Annotated in this window: 10 protein-coding genes; 5 read left to right on the top strand and 5 right to left on the bottom strand. The window is 68.8% G+C overall.

What is annotated here, in order from left to right:
• Positions 1 to 6 precede the first annotated feature (6 nt).
• Genes FB560_RS20620 through FB560_RS01570 form a run of 4 tightly spaced genes read left to right on the top strand, consistent with a single transcriptional unit; the run spans position 7 to position 5,247 of the window.
• A complete protein-coding gene (locus FB560_RS20620; protein ID WP_170198014.1) occupies positions 7 to 1,992 on the top strand; it encodes a hypothetical protein in 1,986 nt (661 codons plus the stop codon).
• Positions 1,989 to 2,759 (top strand): creatininase family protein, encoded by a 771-nt coding sequence (locus FB560_RS20615; protein WP_170198013.1) that lies wholly within the window; start codon positions 1,989 to 1,991, stop codon positions 2,757 to 2,759. Before FB560_RS20620 ends, FB560_RS20615 begins: the two co-directional genes overlap by 4 nt.
• A complete protein-coding gene (locus FB560_RS01575) occupies positions 2,756 to 4,297 on the top strand; it encodes a beta-N-acetylhexosaminidase (RefSeq protein WP_211349933.1) in 1,542 nt (513 codons plus the stop codon). Before FB560_RS20615 ends, FB560_RS01575 begins: the two co-directional genes overlap by 4 nt.
• On the top strand, positions 4,294 to 5,247 hold the full coding sequence (locus tag FB560_RS01570) for an aldose epimerase family protein (protein WP_141870752.1): 954 nt from the start codon (positions 4,294 to 4,296) through the stop codon (positions 5,245 to 5,247). Before FB560_RS01575 ends, FB560_RS01570 begins: the two co-directional genes overlap by 4 nt.
• 18 nt (positions 5,248 to 5,265) lie before the next feature.
• Here FB560_RS01570 and FB560_RS01565 read toward each other — a convergent pair whose 3' ends face one another.
• On the bottom strand, positions 5,266 to 6,966 hold the full coding sequence (locus FB560_RS01565) for a long-chain-fatty-acid--CoA ligase (protein WP_141870751.1): 1,701 nt from the start codon (positions 6,964 to 6,966) through the stop codon (positions 5,266 to 5,268).
• Between the two features lie 195 nt (positions 6,967 to 7,161).
• On the opposite strand from FB560_RS01565, the gene FB560_RS01560 reads away from it, so the two are divergent.
• Positions 7,162 to 10,836, top strand: a complete 3,675-nt coding sequence (locus tag FB560_RS01560; RefSeq protein WP_141870750.1) for a glycosyl hydrolase family 95 catalytic domain-containing protein — start codon at positions 7,162 to 7,164, stop codon at positions 10,834 to 10,836.
• A 60-nt stretch (positions 10,837 to 10,896) separates the two neighbouring features.
• On the opposite strand, the gene FB560_RS01555 is transcribed toward FB560_RS01560, so the two are convergent.
• The 4 genes from FB560_RS01555 to FB560_RS01540 are packed head-to-tail and all read right to left on the bottom strand — an operon-like array spanning position 10,897 to position 14,443.
• The gene (locus FB560_RS01555; protein ID WP_211349932.1) at positions 10,897 to 11,790 is read right to left on the bottom strand and encodes an NAD(P)-dependent oxidoreductase; all 894 of its coding nucleotides are present in this window, start codon (positions 11,788 to 11,790) and stop codon (positions 10,897 to 10,899) included.
• A gap of 27 nt (positions 11,791 to 11,817) precedes the next feature.
• Positions 11,818 to 12,300, bottom strand: coding sequence for a MarR family winged helix-turn-helix transcriptional regulator (locus FB560_RS01550; RefSeq protein ID WP_141870749.1), 483 nt, complete (start codon positions 12,298 to 12,300; stop codon positions 11,818 to 11,820).
• Between the two features lie 54 nt (positions 12,301 to 12,354).
• A complete protein-coding gene (locus FB560_RS01545; RefSeq protein ID WP_229673429.1) occupies positions 12,355 to 12,789 on the bottom strand; it encodes a MarR family winged helix-turn-helix transcriptional regulator in 435 nt (144 codons plus the stop codon).
• 22 nt (positions 12,790 to 12,811) lie between these two features.
• Positions 12,812 to 14,443, bottom strand: coding sequence for a DHA2 family efflux MFS transporter permease subunit (locus FB560_RS01540; RefSeq protein WP_407662556.1), 1,632 nt, complete (start codon positions 14,441 to 14,443; stop codon positions 12,812 to 12,814).
• Between the last annotated feature and the right edge of the window lie 623 nt (positions 14,444 to 15,066).

Raw genomic sequence — 15,066 nt, 5'->3', positions numbered from 1 at the left:
TCACCGATGCCGTCCTCCTCCCTCGAGAACGGTCGTGCCGCCTCCCCGGCGAAGCACGTCTGGATCGAACTCATCGGGTTCGACAACACGCTCCCCGACTTCGGCGTCGGCGCCGTGCTCGGCGACATGGGCGAGCGCCCCGAGCGACTCTCCCTGCTCCTGTTCAGCGCCGAGTTCGTGCACGCGCACGCCGATGACGACGACGGCCTGATCCCGACCGAGTGCACCTCCTACGCCGCCCGGCCGGTCGCCGTGCGCGGCCCCCGGCAGGACTGGACGAGGGCCGAGCTGCGCGGACTCGTGCGCGGACTGCAGGATGCCGGTGTCGCGGTGTTCTTCGCGATCTTCGACCTCTACCAGTTCGAGCTCGACGGGCACACGCAGCAGGGCGGCTGGAACCGCGATCACCCTGAGCTCACGGTCACCGACCGTACCGGTGCGAAACGGCACGGCCTGATCAACCCGCTCGGTCGTCTGGCCGACGGCAGCGCCTATGTCGACACGCTCGTCGCCGGCCTGACCGCGGTGTTCGCGTACTACGGTTTCGACGGGCTGCACGGCGCCGACGGACTGTCGAGCCCGCGGCTGCCGCTGTGGGCGGCCGACTTCTCGGATGACATGATCGCGCAGTTCGAGGAGCACCGCGGAGCGCTGGTTCCCGCAGGGTTCACGGCCGAGCGCGCGACCTGGATCTGGGCCTCCGCTCGCCAGGAGTGGATCTCGTTCATCGCTCGGCGATGGGAGGAGTTCTGGACGACGGTGGCCGACAGCCTGCACCGGCTCGGGGCGACCGTCATGCTCAACAACGCGTGGATGCGCGATCCTTTCGAAGCCCTCTACCGCTTCGGCGTCGACTACCGCACGCTGGTGTCCGCCGGCGTGGACGGCTTCGTGCTGGAGACCGTCGCAGCCGGCGTGGAGATGCTGGAGGCTCCGACGTACCCGCCGATCCACGGGCAGATGGCCGCGGTCCTGTTGATCCGCGCCCACCTCCCTCACGTTCCGCTCGCGGGGCTGGTCTCGGTGCACGACACCTACGAGCAGTGGGACGTGGTGCACACGGCGCCCGCGATGCTCGAGCGCGACCAGCGCCTGCTGACCGCGCTGCGGGCCGTCGCTCCCGCCGCATCCGAGAGCACGCCCTGCCTGGACGCGAGCCTCTACTGCCTCGCCGACGGGATCTCCCCCGATGTCTGGGCGCACCTGGACCGGTTGCGCACCACGTGCGACGCCGCACCACGCGTCGACCCCGGCGGCTTCACGCTGCTCTACTCGCCGAGCACGCTCGAGGCCGAGGTCGAGCGGTTCATCGACGATCGCGTCGCGCACACGCACACCCTCCTCAGCAGCCTGTTCCGTGCCGGAGCCGTCGTGGGCACGGTCGCCCCGGCGGAAGAGCACCAGTCCGTCCGCGGACCGGTGCTGATCCTGCGACCCGACCTCTACCCCGACGAGCTCCTGGCGGAGATCCATGCGTCGCACGACCGCGTCGTCTCGTTGGGACCGGTGGGCACCCCGCTGGAGTTCGCCGGCTCCTGGCGACTGACCGTCCAGTCCGAACGCGAGTCCGGCGCGGTCGCGCACACGGCCCAGCAGCAGGACTTCCGCCCCTCGTCCGAATACGACGAGGTGATCGAGACCTGGTTGATCGAACTGCCCATGCAGCTCCCGCCGAGCGCACTCGTGGCGCAGGCGGCGAGCGTGCTCCGTCCGAGTCTCGGCGACGGCGGGCCGCTCGGCACGCCCGGAGCGAGCACGAGCGTGCAGGTGGTCGTCGGCGTCTCCTCGCACACGAGCGCGGAGGTCATCCTGCACAACACCGAGTACCGGTTCCGCGATGCGCAGTTCACCGCCGAGAGGCGGATCGTCGGCGCCCGGTCGTTGAGCGGCGATGTGGCCTTCCCCGTGCGGTACTCCGGTCACACGCTCACCGCGCGCGTCCCCCCGAAGGGTGTCGTCGCGATCCGCCTGCAGCTGGAGGACGACCAGTGACCGCGCTGTCCACCCTCACCACGGTCGAGGCGGCGAGCGCGCTCGCGCGCGCCTCCGTGGCGATCATCCCCATCGGTGCGACCGAGCAGCACGGCCCGCACCTCGATCTGCGCACCGACATCGCCATCGCGACCGAGCTGGCCCGGCGCCTCGATCAGAGCCTGGGCGAGAGATCGATCCTGTGCCCGCCCCTGGCGTACGGGCTGTCGGAGCATCATCTCGGTTTCGCCGGCACGCTCACCCTGCGACCGGCCACACTCCTGGCGTTCCTGCGCGACGTGTGCGAGTCTCTCGTGGCGAACGGCATCACGAAGGTCGTCGTCGTGAACGGGCACGGTGGCAACACCGATGCGACACGGCTCGCCGCCCGCGAGATCGGGCGTGACCTGGGCTGCTCCGTGGCGCACCTGATGTGGGGGCAGCTGATCGGCGACCTGACCCCGGCCTACTTCGAGCCGGGGCATCGCTATCACCACGCCTGCGAGATCGAGACGTCGCTCGCGCTGGAGTGCGATCCCTCGCTCGTCCACACCGATGCCCTGACGGGACCGGCGGAGATCGCCCCTCTCGACGGCTTCACCGACTCCCCCGGCGGCCGCGTCGATCTGCCGCAGCCGTTCTCGCGCTGGTCCGCGAACGGCGCACTCGGTGATCCGCGTCGCGCGTCGCCGGAGATCGGCAAGACCCTCGTCGACGCGTTCCTCGATCGTGCGGTCGCGTTCACCGAGCAGTTCATCGACGATCCGGCGAAGGAGCCCGCCCCGTGACGATACACATCGTGCCGCGTCCTGTCTCGCTCGTCGAGTGCGAGGAACCCCCGTTCGTGCTCGATTCCTCGACGAGGATCAGCGCGGATGCGGGGCTCGGCGACGCGGCGCAGCTGCTCGGCGAGCTGCTGCGCCCGGCGACAGGTCTTCCCTTGACGGTCGGAGACATCGGCGGCATCCGCTTCCTCGTCGACCAGAGCCTCGCCGACGAGGAGTACCGCGTCGCGGTCGACGCACAGTCGATCCTCGTGCACGCCTCCGGTCGACGCGGAGCACTGCACGCGGTGCAGACGATCCGGCAGCTGCTGCCCGCGGAGGCCTTCTCCCCCGAGCTCCGGTCGGGCATCGTGTGGTCTGTGCCGGCGGTGCGCATCGCCGACCGCCCTGCGCTCTCCTGGCGCGGCGCGCACCTCGACACCGCCCGGCATTTCATGCCGCCGGAGTTCGTGCATCGCTTCATCGACCTCATCGCGCTCCACAAGTTCAACCGGTTCCATCTGCACCTCACCGAGGACCAGGGGTGGCGGATTGAGATCCCCGCCTATCCGAGGCTCACGGAGGTCGCCGCCTGGCGCGACGGCACGGTGCGCGGACGCCACGTCCCTCCGTGGTCGGATGACCTGCCGCACGACGGCATCCGCCACGGCGGCTTCTACACCCGCGCCGATCTCGAGGGCTTCGTGGCGCACGCCGCGCGGCTCGGGATCGACGTCCTGCCGGAGATCGAGATGCCCGGGCATGCACAGGCCGCGATCGCCGCCTACCCCTGGCTCGGCAACGGCACCGAAGTGGAGGTCGGGCGCGGATGGGGCGTCTCGCCCCATGTGTACTCGGTATCGGATCGGACTCTGCAGTTCTGCCGTGACGTGCTCGAGGTCGTCTTCGAGATCTTCCCCTTCGAGTTCGTGCACCTGGGTGCAGATGAATGCCCGAAGGACGAGTGGCGCGCCAGCGCCGAGGCACAGCAGCGAATGCGCGAGGAGGGGCTGGCCGACGAGGACGAGTTGCAGAGCTGGTTCCTCAGCCAGATCACCGCATTCGTGCACGAGCGCGGTCGCCGCGTGATCGGGTGGGACGAGATCCTCGAGGGCGGCCTGCCTCCGGCCGCGGCCGTCATGTCGTGGCGAGGCGAGGAGGGGGGACTCATCGCCTCGGCGCTGGGCCACGACGTCGTGATGGCTCCGCAGGAGAACACGTACTTCGACTTCTACCAGGGGGATGAAGAGACGGAGCCTCTCGCGCACGGCCCGCTCCTCGACCTCGCGGCCGTCCGCGCGTATCAGCCCGTCCCTGCCGGCATCCCCGATGCCCAGCGGTCACGGATCCTCGGTTCCCAGTTCCAGCTGTGGAGCGAGTACCTCTCGACCACAGCGCAGGTCGAGTACATGGCGTTCCCCCGGGCCTGCGTCTTCGCGGATGTCGTCTGGGGCACCCCCGACGACGGGACCTTCCTCACCGACACGCTTCCCGCGCACCTGGAGAGGCTGGAGCAGCTCGACGTGAACTTCCGTCGGCTCGACGTCGGCGAATCCGCGTGACGACGCCGGTCGACACCCTCGCGGTCGTCGACGAGATCCTCGACGGCGATCGGTGCCTGCACCTGTCCAACGAGCGGATGACCGTCTCGATCAACGTGGACCATGGCGCCCATCTGTACGCGCTGATCGATCGCCGTTCGGGCGTGGATCTTCTCTACAAGGACCCCGCAGGATCCCGCGGGTACGCCGTGGGCGGATGGTATGAGCTGTTCCCCAACGCCGGTGTCGCGTGCGACTTCGGGGGCCGGCCGCTCACCGCGCACGGCGACGTGCAGCATGCCGTCTGGTCGGCCGAGGTCACCGCTGCGGCGGGGTCGGAGATCGTGGTGGCGCTCTCGTGTGTCAGCGCCGATCTGCCGTTCGCACTCTCCAAGACCATCACCCTGTCGACCGATGCGGCGGTGCTGCGCATCGAGGAGACCATCACCAACACCTCCGCGCGCCGCACTCCCTACCTCTGGGGACAGCACCTCACCTTCGGCGAGGCCTTCCTCCAGGGAGCCCTGATCGATGTTCCCGACGGCCCGCTGCGCGGAACCGTCGTCGTCGGCGCACACGACAGCGCACCGCACGATCCGGCGACGGGCGCTCTCGCGTCGTTCCCGACGGTCGCCGGAGACGTCATCGACCTGCGCCGCTTCCCCGACGACGCCGTGCACGCCATGCTCTTCAGCGAGCGGCTCGCCGCGCATCGCTACGCGATCGCGCATGCGGATCTCGACATCCGCGCCGAGGTCTCGTGGGACGGAGACGCCTGGCCCTACCTCTGGTTCTGGGCACTGCGCGAGAGTCGCGGCGGAGGCATCATCGCCTGCGCGATCGAACCCCAGGCATCCGATGTGCCGGTGCTGACCGAGGCGCTCGCCGCCGGACGGTGCCCCTCGCTCGACGGTGGCGAGGTCACGACCGCGTGGATCGAGTTCCGGTTGGGCGAGACGGCAGACGGATGAGGGAGCGGCGGAAGCCGCTCACCGCCCCTCCAGCAGTCGCTCCCGCACCTGCCTCCGCAGCACCTTGCCGATGAGGGAACGAGGAAGGTCGTCGACCACGACGATGCGCTTGGGCACCTTGTAGGGCGTGAGCCGGGTGCGACAGAAGTCGCGCAGAGCACCCGCGTCGAGCTCGGCGCCCTCGCGCAGCACGACCGCCGCGGCGACCTCTTCTCCGCCGTTGGATCGCGGCAGACCGACGACGGCCGCGGCGACGATATCGGGATGCGCCTCCAGCGCATCCTCCACCTCACTGGGCGACACGTTGAAGCCACCGGTGATGATGAGCTCCTTGAGCCGGTCCACAATCGTCACGAAACCGTCCGCCGACACCTCGGCGATGTCGCCGGTGCGCAACCATCCGTCGGCGAGCAGCACATCGGCTGTCTCGCCGCGACGACCCCAATAGCCCTGGAACACCTGCGGACCGCGGATGAGCAGCTCGCCCCGCTCTCCGGCCGGCACGTCGACATCGGTGTCTGACGGGTCGACGACGCGGATCTCCGTACTCGGGAAGGGCACCCCGACAGTCCCCGGCCGGCGCGTGGGTCCCATCGGGTTGCCCAGTGCGACCGGTGAGCTCTCGGTCATCCCGTAGCCTTCGACGAGCAGGCCGCCGGTCGCCTCCTCCCACCGCTGTACCGTGGCGACGGGGAGGCTCATCGCTCCCGAGATCGCGAACCGGACGGTCGAGAGATCGATGGTTCCCCGAGCAGCAGCGCGTGCCAGCTGGTCGTAGATCGGCGGCACCGCGGGAAGGAACGTGGGCGGACTCGTCCGCGCTGCGGCGGTGACCAGCCCGAGGTCGAACGTGGGGAACAGCACGAGCTTCGCGCCGATGCTCATCGCGAACGTGAGGCAGAGCGTCATCCCATACGCGTGGAACAGCGGGAGCACCCCGTAGAAGGTCTCCTCGCCATCGACGAGCCCCGGCACCCAGGCGCGCCCCTGCATCGCGTTGGCACGCAGGTTCGCGTGGGTCAGGATCGCGCCCTTGGGCACACCGGTCGTGCCGCTCGTGTACTGCAGCAGCGCGGTGTCGTGCAGCGTCGGCCCGGGGATGCGCCGCGAGAGCCTCCGGTGATCGACCAGCTTCTTCCACGGCGTCAGATGATGCGCCTTCGGCGTCGCCGTCAGCTTGCCCCTCGACTCGCGCGCCTTCGGCACCGGCAGACGCAGCAGCAGACGCTTCGACAGCGGCATCGCCGCCGTCAGATCGACGCTCACGATGTGCTCGACCGTGAGGTCGGCGGGGAAGCCTGCGACCGTGTCGGCGACCTTGTCCCACACGATCGCGACGCGGGCCCCGTGGTCTTCGAACTGGTGCCGCAGCTCACGGGCCGTGTAGAGCGGATTGTGCTCGACGACGATCGCGCCGAGACGAAGAATCGCATAGAACGCCACGACGTGTGCGGGACAGTTGGGCAGCACGAGCGCCACCCGGTCACCCGCGCCGACTCCGAGTCGCCGCAATCCCTCGGCGGCGCGCTCGATCTGATCGCCCAGCTCGCGGTAGGAGGTGACCGCGCCGAAGAACTCGAGGGCGGGGCGCCGGCCGAACGAGCGCACGCTCGCCGCCATCATCTCGGGCAGGGTCTGCGTCGGCTCGTCGATCTCGGCGGGGACGCCCTCCGCGTAGGAGCTGAGCCACGGCCGGGATGCGTACGGGTTGTCAGTCATCCGTCCATCCTCCCCCGCGCCGCTATGACGAACCAGAGGTCGTGCGCGCGCTCGCCCTCCCCTCGCCGGCGTCCCCGCCCGGAGAAGCACTCCTAGACATCGGATGAATTTTCAGGAAGGATTGTGACCGGTTTCGCCTATTACCTCGTTTATAGGCAATTCTCACTCTGATCGATGATGCTCCGGAGGATTTTCATGTTGAAAGAACCGATCTCTCGTCGCGGCGCACTGCAGCTGGGTGGCCTTGCGGCCGCCGCTGCTTTCGCTCCACAGTTCCTCTCCGCCCGGCCTGCCGCGGCCAGCGCGATCCCTGCGACCTTCCGACCTCAGGTCGCCGCAGCGGGCGCCATCGCGCGCCCGGAGCTCTCGGCTCACGCGCTCTGGTACGGCACTCCCGCGGTGAGCTGGGAGCAGCAATCGCTGCCGATCGGCAACGCGCGACTGGGAGCGAATCTCTTCGGCAACCCGGACCGCGAGATCGTCCACTTCAGCGAGCAGAGCTTCTGGGGTGGGATGAACGATTGGGACGGAGACTTCGACACGTCCGTCACCGGATTCGGGTCCTTCCGGGATTTCGGCGACCTCTCGATGAGCTTCAGCGCCACCAACACGGTCACCGCCCCCGGCGGTCCCTACAACAACTCCGGCAGCGAGACCGTCGCTCAGACGTACGACGGGAGCGCGGACTCGAAATGGTGCATCGACGGCCCGCCCGCCGAGGTCATCTGGCAGGCGCAGCTGGCGGAGCCCAGCGTCGTGTCCGGATACTCCCTGACCAGCGCCAACGATGTGCCGGCACGGGATCCGCAGGACTGGAGGTTCGAGGGGTCCACCGACGGTTCCGACTGGGTGACTCTCGACGAGCGCTCCGAAGCACCCTTCGCGACACGAAAGCTCGCGAAGGACTACTCCTTCGCGAACGCCGCCGCCTTCGCGTTCTACCGGTTCGTGTTCCTGCCGAAGATGGGCGTCAGTCACTTCCAGGTCGCCGAGATCGCCCTCAGCGGAGTCGTCCTGGCGGGGAGCGGCACTGTCTTCGCGTCCTCGCCCAGCGGTCACGCCGACTCGCTTCTGGGCAGTGTGGATGCGGATCCCGCCACCGTCTGGGAAGTGGCGGATGCGGGCTCCGGAGCCATCTGGCAGCTCGAGACCGACTCGAAACGAGCCCTCGACGGCTATGTGCTCACGCCCTCCGCGGGAGCCGGCGCCGATCCGAGCGCATGGACCGTGTCGGGATCGAACGACGCTCTCACCTGGAAGACGCTCGACAGCCGGACCGGTGAGTCGTTCGCCGAGCGCGGTCCTCGCGAGTTCGCCTTCGCCAACACGACCGCGTACGCGGTGTACCGACTGACGATCGTCGCGCCGAGAGCATTCAGGATCGCCGGCATCATCTTCACCGGCAAGGGCTTCAGCACAGCGAGTCGACGCACGGTCGTCGACTACCGCCGCGCGCTGGACATCGCGGTCGGCGTGCACACCACTCATTTCGCCACCCCGAACGGCACCGTCCTGCGGGAAGCCTTCGCCAGCCGCGAGGCCGATCTCATCGTGGTGCGACTCACCGCCGATCGGGAGAAGTCGCTCACGGCACTCCTCACCCTGAGCACGCACCAGGACGACGGCCCGCAGACCGTCGCAGACGCCGGGGCAGGGCGGTTGAGCTTCTCCGGCAGGATGGCCAATGCCCTCGAGTACGCGGCAGCGGCGAAGATCATCGACACCGACGGCACGATCACGGCAGAGCAGAACGGCCTGCGCGTCGAGGGAGCCTCGCGGCTCACATTGCTGCTCGATGCCCGGACGGACTACAGGATGAGCGCCGCGGACGGTTGGCGAGGAGAGGCACCGGGGCCGAAGATCGAGCGGGCGCTCGCCGCCGCGTCCGGCCGCTCCTGGGATGACCTTCGCGCGAAGCACGTCGCTCACGTCGGAGGGCTCATGCAGCGCGCCGCCGTCGAGTGGGGACAGTCGGATGGCGCCGTGCTCGCCCTTCCGACGGACCGGCGGCTCACGCGCTACGCCGCTGGCGAGGCCGACCCCACGTTGGAGCAGACCATGTACGCCTACGGGCGCTATCTGCTGCTCAGCTCCTCGAAGCCGGGTGGCCTCCCCGCCAACCTGCAGGGGCTCTGGAACGCGAGCAATTCGCCGGCATGGGCCAGCGATTACCACACCAACATCAACGTCCAGATGAACTACTGGGGTGCCGAGACCTCCGACCTGTCGGAGTCGCACGAGGCGCTCGCGGCCTTCATCCAGCAGGTCGCCGTGCCGAGCCGCGTCGCGACGCAGAAGGCCTTCGGGGCGGACAAGCGCGGGTGGACCGCCCGCACCTCGCAGAGCATCTTCGGCGGCAACGGCTGGGAGTGGAACACCATCGCGAGCGCCTGGTACGCGCAGCACCTCTACGAGCACTGGGCGTTCACGCAGGACGAGAAGTACCTGCGCGACCTCGCCTATCCGCTGATCAAGGAGATCTGCGAGTTCTGGGAGGACGAGCTCAAGGAGCTTCCCGACGGCACGCTCGTCGCACCGAACGGCTGGTCACCCGAGCACGGTCCTCGCGAGGACGGCGTCATGCACGACCAGCAGATCATCTGGGATCTGTTCCGCAACTACATCGAGGTCGCGACCGCGCTCGATATCGATGACGAGTACCGGACGAAGGTCGCCGACATGTGGGGCCGACTGGCCGGGAACAAGATCGGGCAGTGGGGTCAGCTGCAGGAGTGGCAGGCCGACCGCGACGACCCGAACGACCTGCACCGCCACACCTCGCATCTGTTCGCCGTGTACCCGGGTCGCCAGATCACCCCCGAGACGCCGGAGCTCGCCGCCGCGGCCCTCGTGTCGCTCAAAGCGCGCTGCGGCGAGAAGGAGGGCGTGCCCTTCACCGCGGCGACCGTGTCCGGAGACAGCCGCCGGTCGTGGACCTGGCCGTGGCGCACCGCCCTGTTCGCCCGGCTGGGCGAGGCGGAGCGTGCGCGGACCATGGTGCGCGGTCTCCTGACGTTCAACACGTTGCAGAACCTGTGGGCGGACCACCCGCCGTTCCAGCTCGACGGCAACTTCGGCATCGTCGGAGGCATCATCGAGATGCTGCTGCAGAGCCATGGCGGGGTGATCCGACTCCTGCCCGCGCTGCCGGCGGACTGGGCCGCATCGGGTTCCTTCACGGGTCTGCGCGCCCGGGGCGGCTACCGCGTGAGCGCCACCTGGCGAGACGGCAAGGTCGCCACCTACGACGTGGTCGCCGACAAGGCACCCCACAGCGAACCGATCGTGGTCGTCGTCGACGGGGAGCGCCGCACCGTGCGTCCGGCCGATCCGCGCACGGGCAAGCCGATGCGCGACCTCGGCCCCGCCGACTCGCCCACCCCCGGAGCCGCGGCGCTCAGCCTCAGCACGAGCACGGTGCGCGTCGGCGACACCGTCACCCTCTCCCTCACCGGATTCGAGCCGTCCAGCGACGTCACCGTGGAGCTCCACTCGACACCGCAGGTGCTGGGCGTCGTACGTTCCGATGCGGAAGGCGCGGCGCGGCTCACCTTCCGGGTGCCCCAGGTCGAGACCGGCCCGCACGAGATCGTCGCGATCGACGCGTGGGGAGAGACCACGTCCACGCCGATCACTGTGGTGGGCAAGGCCGGGCCTCCCGCCAGCGGAGGGAACTCGTCCGGCTCCGGATCAGGGTCGGACCCGCTCGCGAACACCGGCGGAGTCTTCAGCCCGCTTCTGGCCGGCCTGGGAATCACGGCCGGTGTCGTCGGCGGCGGACTGGCGCTTCTGCGCCGCCGCAAGCCGGAGCGTGGCCCCGAGCAGAGCGACGACACCGACCTGACCGCACCGAACCCGACGGAGGGGTGATCGCGCGGGCGCGCGCCGCCGTCGTCCGAACGTCGCGCATCTCTGCGCGACGTTCGGACGTCACGATCCCGCGTGCCCCGCAGAGTCCCTCGCCGCGATGGCGTCGATCACCGAGCTCATGTCGATGCGCGCGTTGCCGAGGGCGACAGCCTCGCGATACAGCTCTTCGGAGACGTCGAGCAGCGGGCTCGCGACACCCCGAGCCTGCGCGGACCTCGAGACGAGACGTGCGTTCGCCAGGCCGTCCGCGGTGGCCGCCTGCACGCTGAACTCGCGCGCGGCGAGCTTGGGCAGCTTGGCGCGAGTGATGTCGCTGGCGAGCTGACCGGAGTTCAGCGCCGTGCTCAGCACGTCGAGATCGAGGCCGTGCCCATCGGCGAAATGCACGGCCTCCGCGAGGCCGGCGATGCTGATGACGAGATAGTGGTTCACGGCGAGCTTCATGAGCAGCCCGTGACCGACCGGACCGCAGTGGATGACAGTCTTCGTCAGGGGCTCGAGCAGCGGTGCGATCTCGCTGACGTCATCTGCGTCGCCACCGACGAGCGCGACGAGCTGGCCCGCCTCCGCCGGGATCCGCGACCCGGACACGGGCGACTCGACGAATCGCCCTCCTGCGGCGCGGATATCGGACGCGAGGCCACGCGAGTACTCCGGCGAGGTCGAGCCGGTGGAGACGATCAGGTGCCATCCGACCCTCTCGGCGAAGGCGGTCGTCCCACGACCGAGCACTTCATCGGTGACCTGTTCGTCGACGAGCATCAGGAAGACTGTCGAGGTCCGTCGGAACACCTCGTCGACGTCTGCAGCCACCTCTGCCCCGGCGGCGCGCAGCGGCTCCGCGCGTCCATCCGTGCGATTCCACACCAGCAGCGAGATGCCCGCGCGCGCGAGGTTGAGGGCCATGGGCTGCCCCATGACGCCGAGGCCGATGAATCCGATGCGGTCGTCCACGGTTCCGTCCCGTCGTGCTGCCGACGCTCAGTCGCCGAAGGCGGCGAGCAGTTCGGCGAAGTGATCGAGGTCCTCGGCGGACCAGCGCCGCAGTCGTTCGCCGAGGCGGGCCTCGTAGCGCGAGCGGGCGAGGGCCACCCGCTCCTGTGCGAGTTCGGTCGCGACCAGGACGCGGGCCCGGCGGTCTTCCGGGTCACGCACGCTCTCGACCAGACCCAGCTGTTCGAGCTGACGCACATGCCGGCTGACGGCGGACTTGTCGGTCTGCAGGCGCTCGATGATGGCCCCGGCCGAGGTCGCCTTGCCCGTCGCGATCGATGTCAGGACCTGGTACCCCAGCGGCTGCAGATCCGGATGCACGGTCGCCGCCGCCTCTCGCCAGCTCACCCGGATCCGGGCGAAGAGACGCCCGAGCTCGTGCTCGACGCGGGAGACCGCCTGATCGAGATCGGGGTTCTCGACGGCGTCCGGCGCTGCGGGTCGGGCGGGGTCGTCGGACGAGGCGCTCATGATCGCCAGCTTACGGCGAAGCCCCCGCCGTCAGAGCGACGGCGGGGGCTTCGATCAGACCTCGGACAGCAGCCGGAAGACCTTGGACGCCGCATTGATCTCGTCCTGCGTCAACCCTGCCACGACGGTCCGCAGGCGTGTGGCGTGGTCGCGGCGCAGCTCGCTGAGGGCGGCGCGGGCCGAGGGCGTCGCCGTCAGCACCCGCTGACGGCCGTCGCGCTCGTCCGGACGCGATTCGAGCAGACCCAGCTCCTCCAGCATCCGCACCTGACGGCTGATGACGGACTTGTCCATCTCGAACCGTTCCGCGAGCTCGTGCGCATTCGCCGTGTCGGCCCGTTCGATGAACGTCAGCAGCTTGTAGCCACCGACCTGCAGTTCCGGATCGATGCGGGCCGCGGACTCCTTCCACAGAGTCCGCGTCCTCGCGAAGATCAGGTTCAGATGGGTCTGCAGGTCGCTGAGGGCAGTGTCGACGTCCGAAGACATCGCCGCTTCCGAGGTGACCATGTCAGCGCCCCGGCTCCCGGTCCTCGCGCTCGAGCACCGTCACCGATCCGGTGGACGGCGTCGTGGACTCGGTGCCGGCGATCCGGATGGACCCGGTGGCCAGCGACGCACCGACCTCGGCTTCGGCGACCTCGATCACCGACTCCTCGGCCTGCTCGCGCAGCTGCTCCGCGGCGTTCTTGGTCGACAGCGGCTTGTTCCTGATGAACGCGATCGCGATGATCGAGATCACCGCGAGCGGGATCGCGATGATGAAGGCGTCGGCGATGCCGTGACCGTATGCCCCCTCGACGATCGCGCGGATCGTGTCGGGAAGCTGCGTGACCTTCGGCACGTCACCCGAGGCGAGGTGCTGCAGCGCGTCGACCTCATCCTGCGTGGTCGGCGTGAAGCCCTTGAGGGCGTCGGTCATGTAGGTGGCGACGCTCGTCGAGAGCATGGCGCCCATGACCGTGACGCCGATGGTGCCGGCGATCGTACGGAAGAAGTTCACGTTCGAGGAGGCCGCACCGAGCTGGCGCGGGGGCGTGTCGTTCTGCACGATGAGCGTCAGGTTCTGCATGACCATGCCGAGACCCGCACCCAGGACGAACATGTAGACGGCCACCAGCGGGAACGGGGTGTCGTAGCGCAGCGTCGACATCAGGCTGACGCCGATCGTGGTCAGCGCGGCGCCCGTGAGCATCCAGCCCTTCCACTTTCCGAAGCGGCTGACGAGCTGGCCGATGATGATCGACGCGCCCATCTGGCCGATGATCATCGGGATCGTCATGAGGCCCGACTCGGTGGGCGTGGCGCCACGGGCGAGCTGGAAGTACTGCGCCAGGAACACCGAGGTGGCGAACATCGAGACGCCGATGGCGATCGAGGCGATGACCGACAGCGTGAAGGTGCGGTTGCGGAACAGCGACATCGGGACGATCGGTTCCTTGACGAAGAACTCGACCGTGATGAAGCCTGCGATCGCGACACCCGCGGTCACGGCGAGCATGATGCTCGTCGAGGAGTCCCAGTCGAACTGGCTGCCGCCCATCGAGACCCAGATGAGGAGAGTCGACACACCGACGGCGAGCAGCACGATGCCGAAGTAGTCGATCGACACCTTGGTGTCGCGCTGGGGCTTCGGCAGGTGCAGCGTGAACTGCAGCAGCACGATGGCGAGGATCGCGAACGGCACGCCGACGAAGAAGTTGGAGCGCCAGCCCCACACATCGGTGAGCAGGCCGCCGAGCAGCGGGCCGCCGATGGTGCCGAGCGCCATGATGCCGCCGACCACGCCCATGTACTTGCCGCGCTCACGCGGGGAGATGATGAGGGCCACGGCGATCATCACGAGCGACATCAGGCCACCGACGCCGATGCCCTGCACGACGCGCACGGCGATCAGCATGTTCGTGTCGGTCGAGAAGCCGGCGATGACGGTGCCGACCGTGAAGATGATGAGCGAGAGCTGCACCAGGATCTTGCGGTCGACCAGGTCGGCGAGCTTGCCCCAGATGGGCGTGGAGACGGCGGTCGCCAGCAGGCTCGCCGTGATGACCCAGGTGTACTGGGACTGGGTGCCGCCGAGGTCGGCGATGATGACCGGCATCGAGGTCGAGACCACGGTGCCGGAGAGCACGGCGACGAACATGCCGACGACGAGTCCGGAGATCGCGGTGAAGACCTCACGAGGCGATCGCGTCGCCTCGGAGACCGAGGAGGAAGAGGGTGTTGTCACGGGGAAGAGCTCCTGCGTAGAAAGTTGATAAGAGTCAACTATACGCCTATTAGTTGCAAAAGTGCAACTATGGACCCCACGCAACGATCGCCCCGCAGGAAGGCGAATGCGCCGCGGTAGGAGACCTCACCGCGAAGCGGCCTACGCCGGCGAATCCGCCTACCGTCGAGACACCCCAGGGGCAACGGATGTCACCACCGCGCGCACCGTCATCCAGGCAGCAACCCCGCCCCGGCCGAGGGACGGCGACCCTCAGGAAACTCTCAGCAAAAACCCGTGTCCCCCATTTGGGGGACACGGGTTTTCGCGCTAGTCTCGATCAACGTAGCTGGGGCTACACAGGGGAAGCGTCTGGGGCGCTGAACCGAGAAGCAAGGAACAGAGGCGCCACACCTTGGTGGCAGCACCCCTTGAGAATCCGGCTGGGGAGCCGGAGAAATCGAGAGGGGTGCCTGTTCCCCGCGACGGTCGGTGCGCACCCGAGCACACCGATCTCCCATCGCGGAACACCCCGTTGCGGGCCTCGTCACCCTGGA

It is taken from the genome of Microbacterium saperdae, assembly GCF_006716345.1.
In the GTDB taxonomy this organism is placed as follows: domain Bacteria; phylum Actinomycetota; class Actinomycetes; order Actinomycetales; family Microbacteriaceae; genus Microbacterium; species Microbacterium saperdae.
Note: the sequence above shows the minus strand (reverse complement) of the source record. Positions and strands in the feature narration are given on the sequence as shown.

Coding starts and splice junctions, on each gene's coding strand:
- FB560_RS20620 (WP_170198014.1), top strand. CDS start 7: ATGCCGTCCTCCTCCCTCGAGAACGGTCGTGCCGCCTCCCCGGCGAAG.
- FB560_RS01565 (WP_141870751.1), bottom strand. CDS start 6,966: ATGACTGACAACCCGTACGCATCCCGGCCGTGGCTCAGCTCCTACGCG.
- FB560_RS01545 (WP_229673429.1), bottom strand. CDS start 12,789: ATGTCTTCGGACGTCGACACTGCCCTCAGCGACCTGCAGACCCATCTG.
- FB560_RS01550 (WP_141870749.1), bottom strand. CDS start 12,300: ATGAGCGCCTCGTCCGACGACCCCGCCCGACCCGCAGCGCCGGACGCC.
- FB560_RS01540 (WP_407662556.1), bottom strand. CDS start 14,443: ATGTTCGTCGCCGTGCTCTCCGGCACCGTGGTCTCGACCTCGATGCCG.
- FB560_RS01560 (WP_141870750.1), top strand. CDS start 7,162: ATGTTGAAAGAACCGATCTCTCGTCGCGGCGCACTGCAGCTGGGTGGC.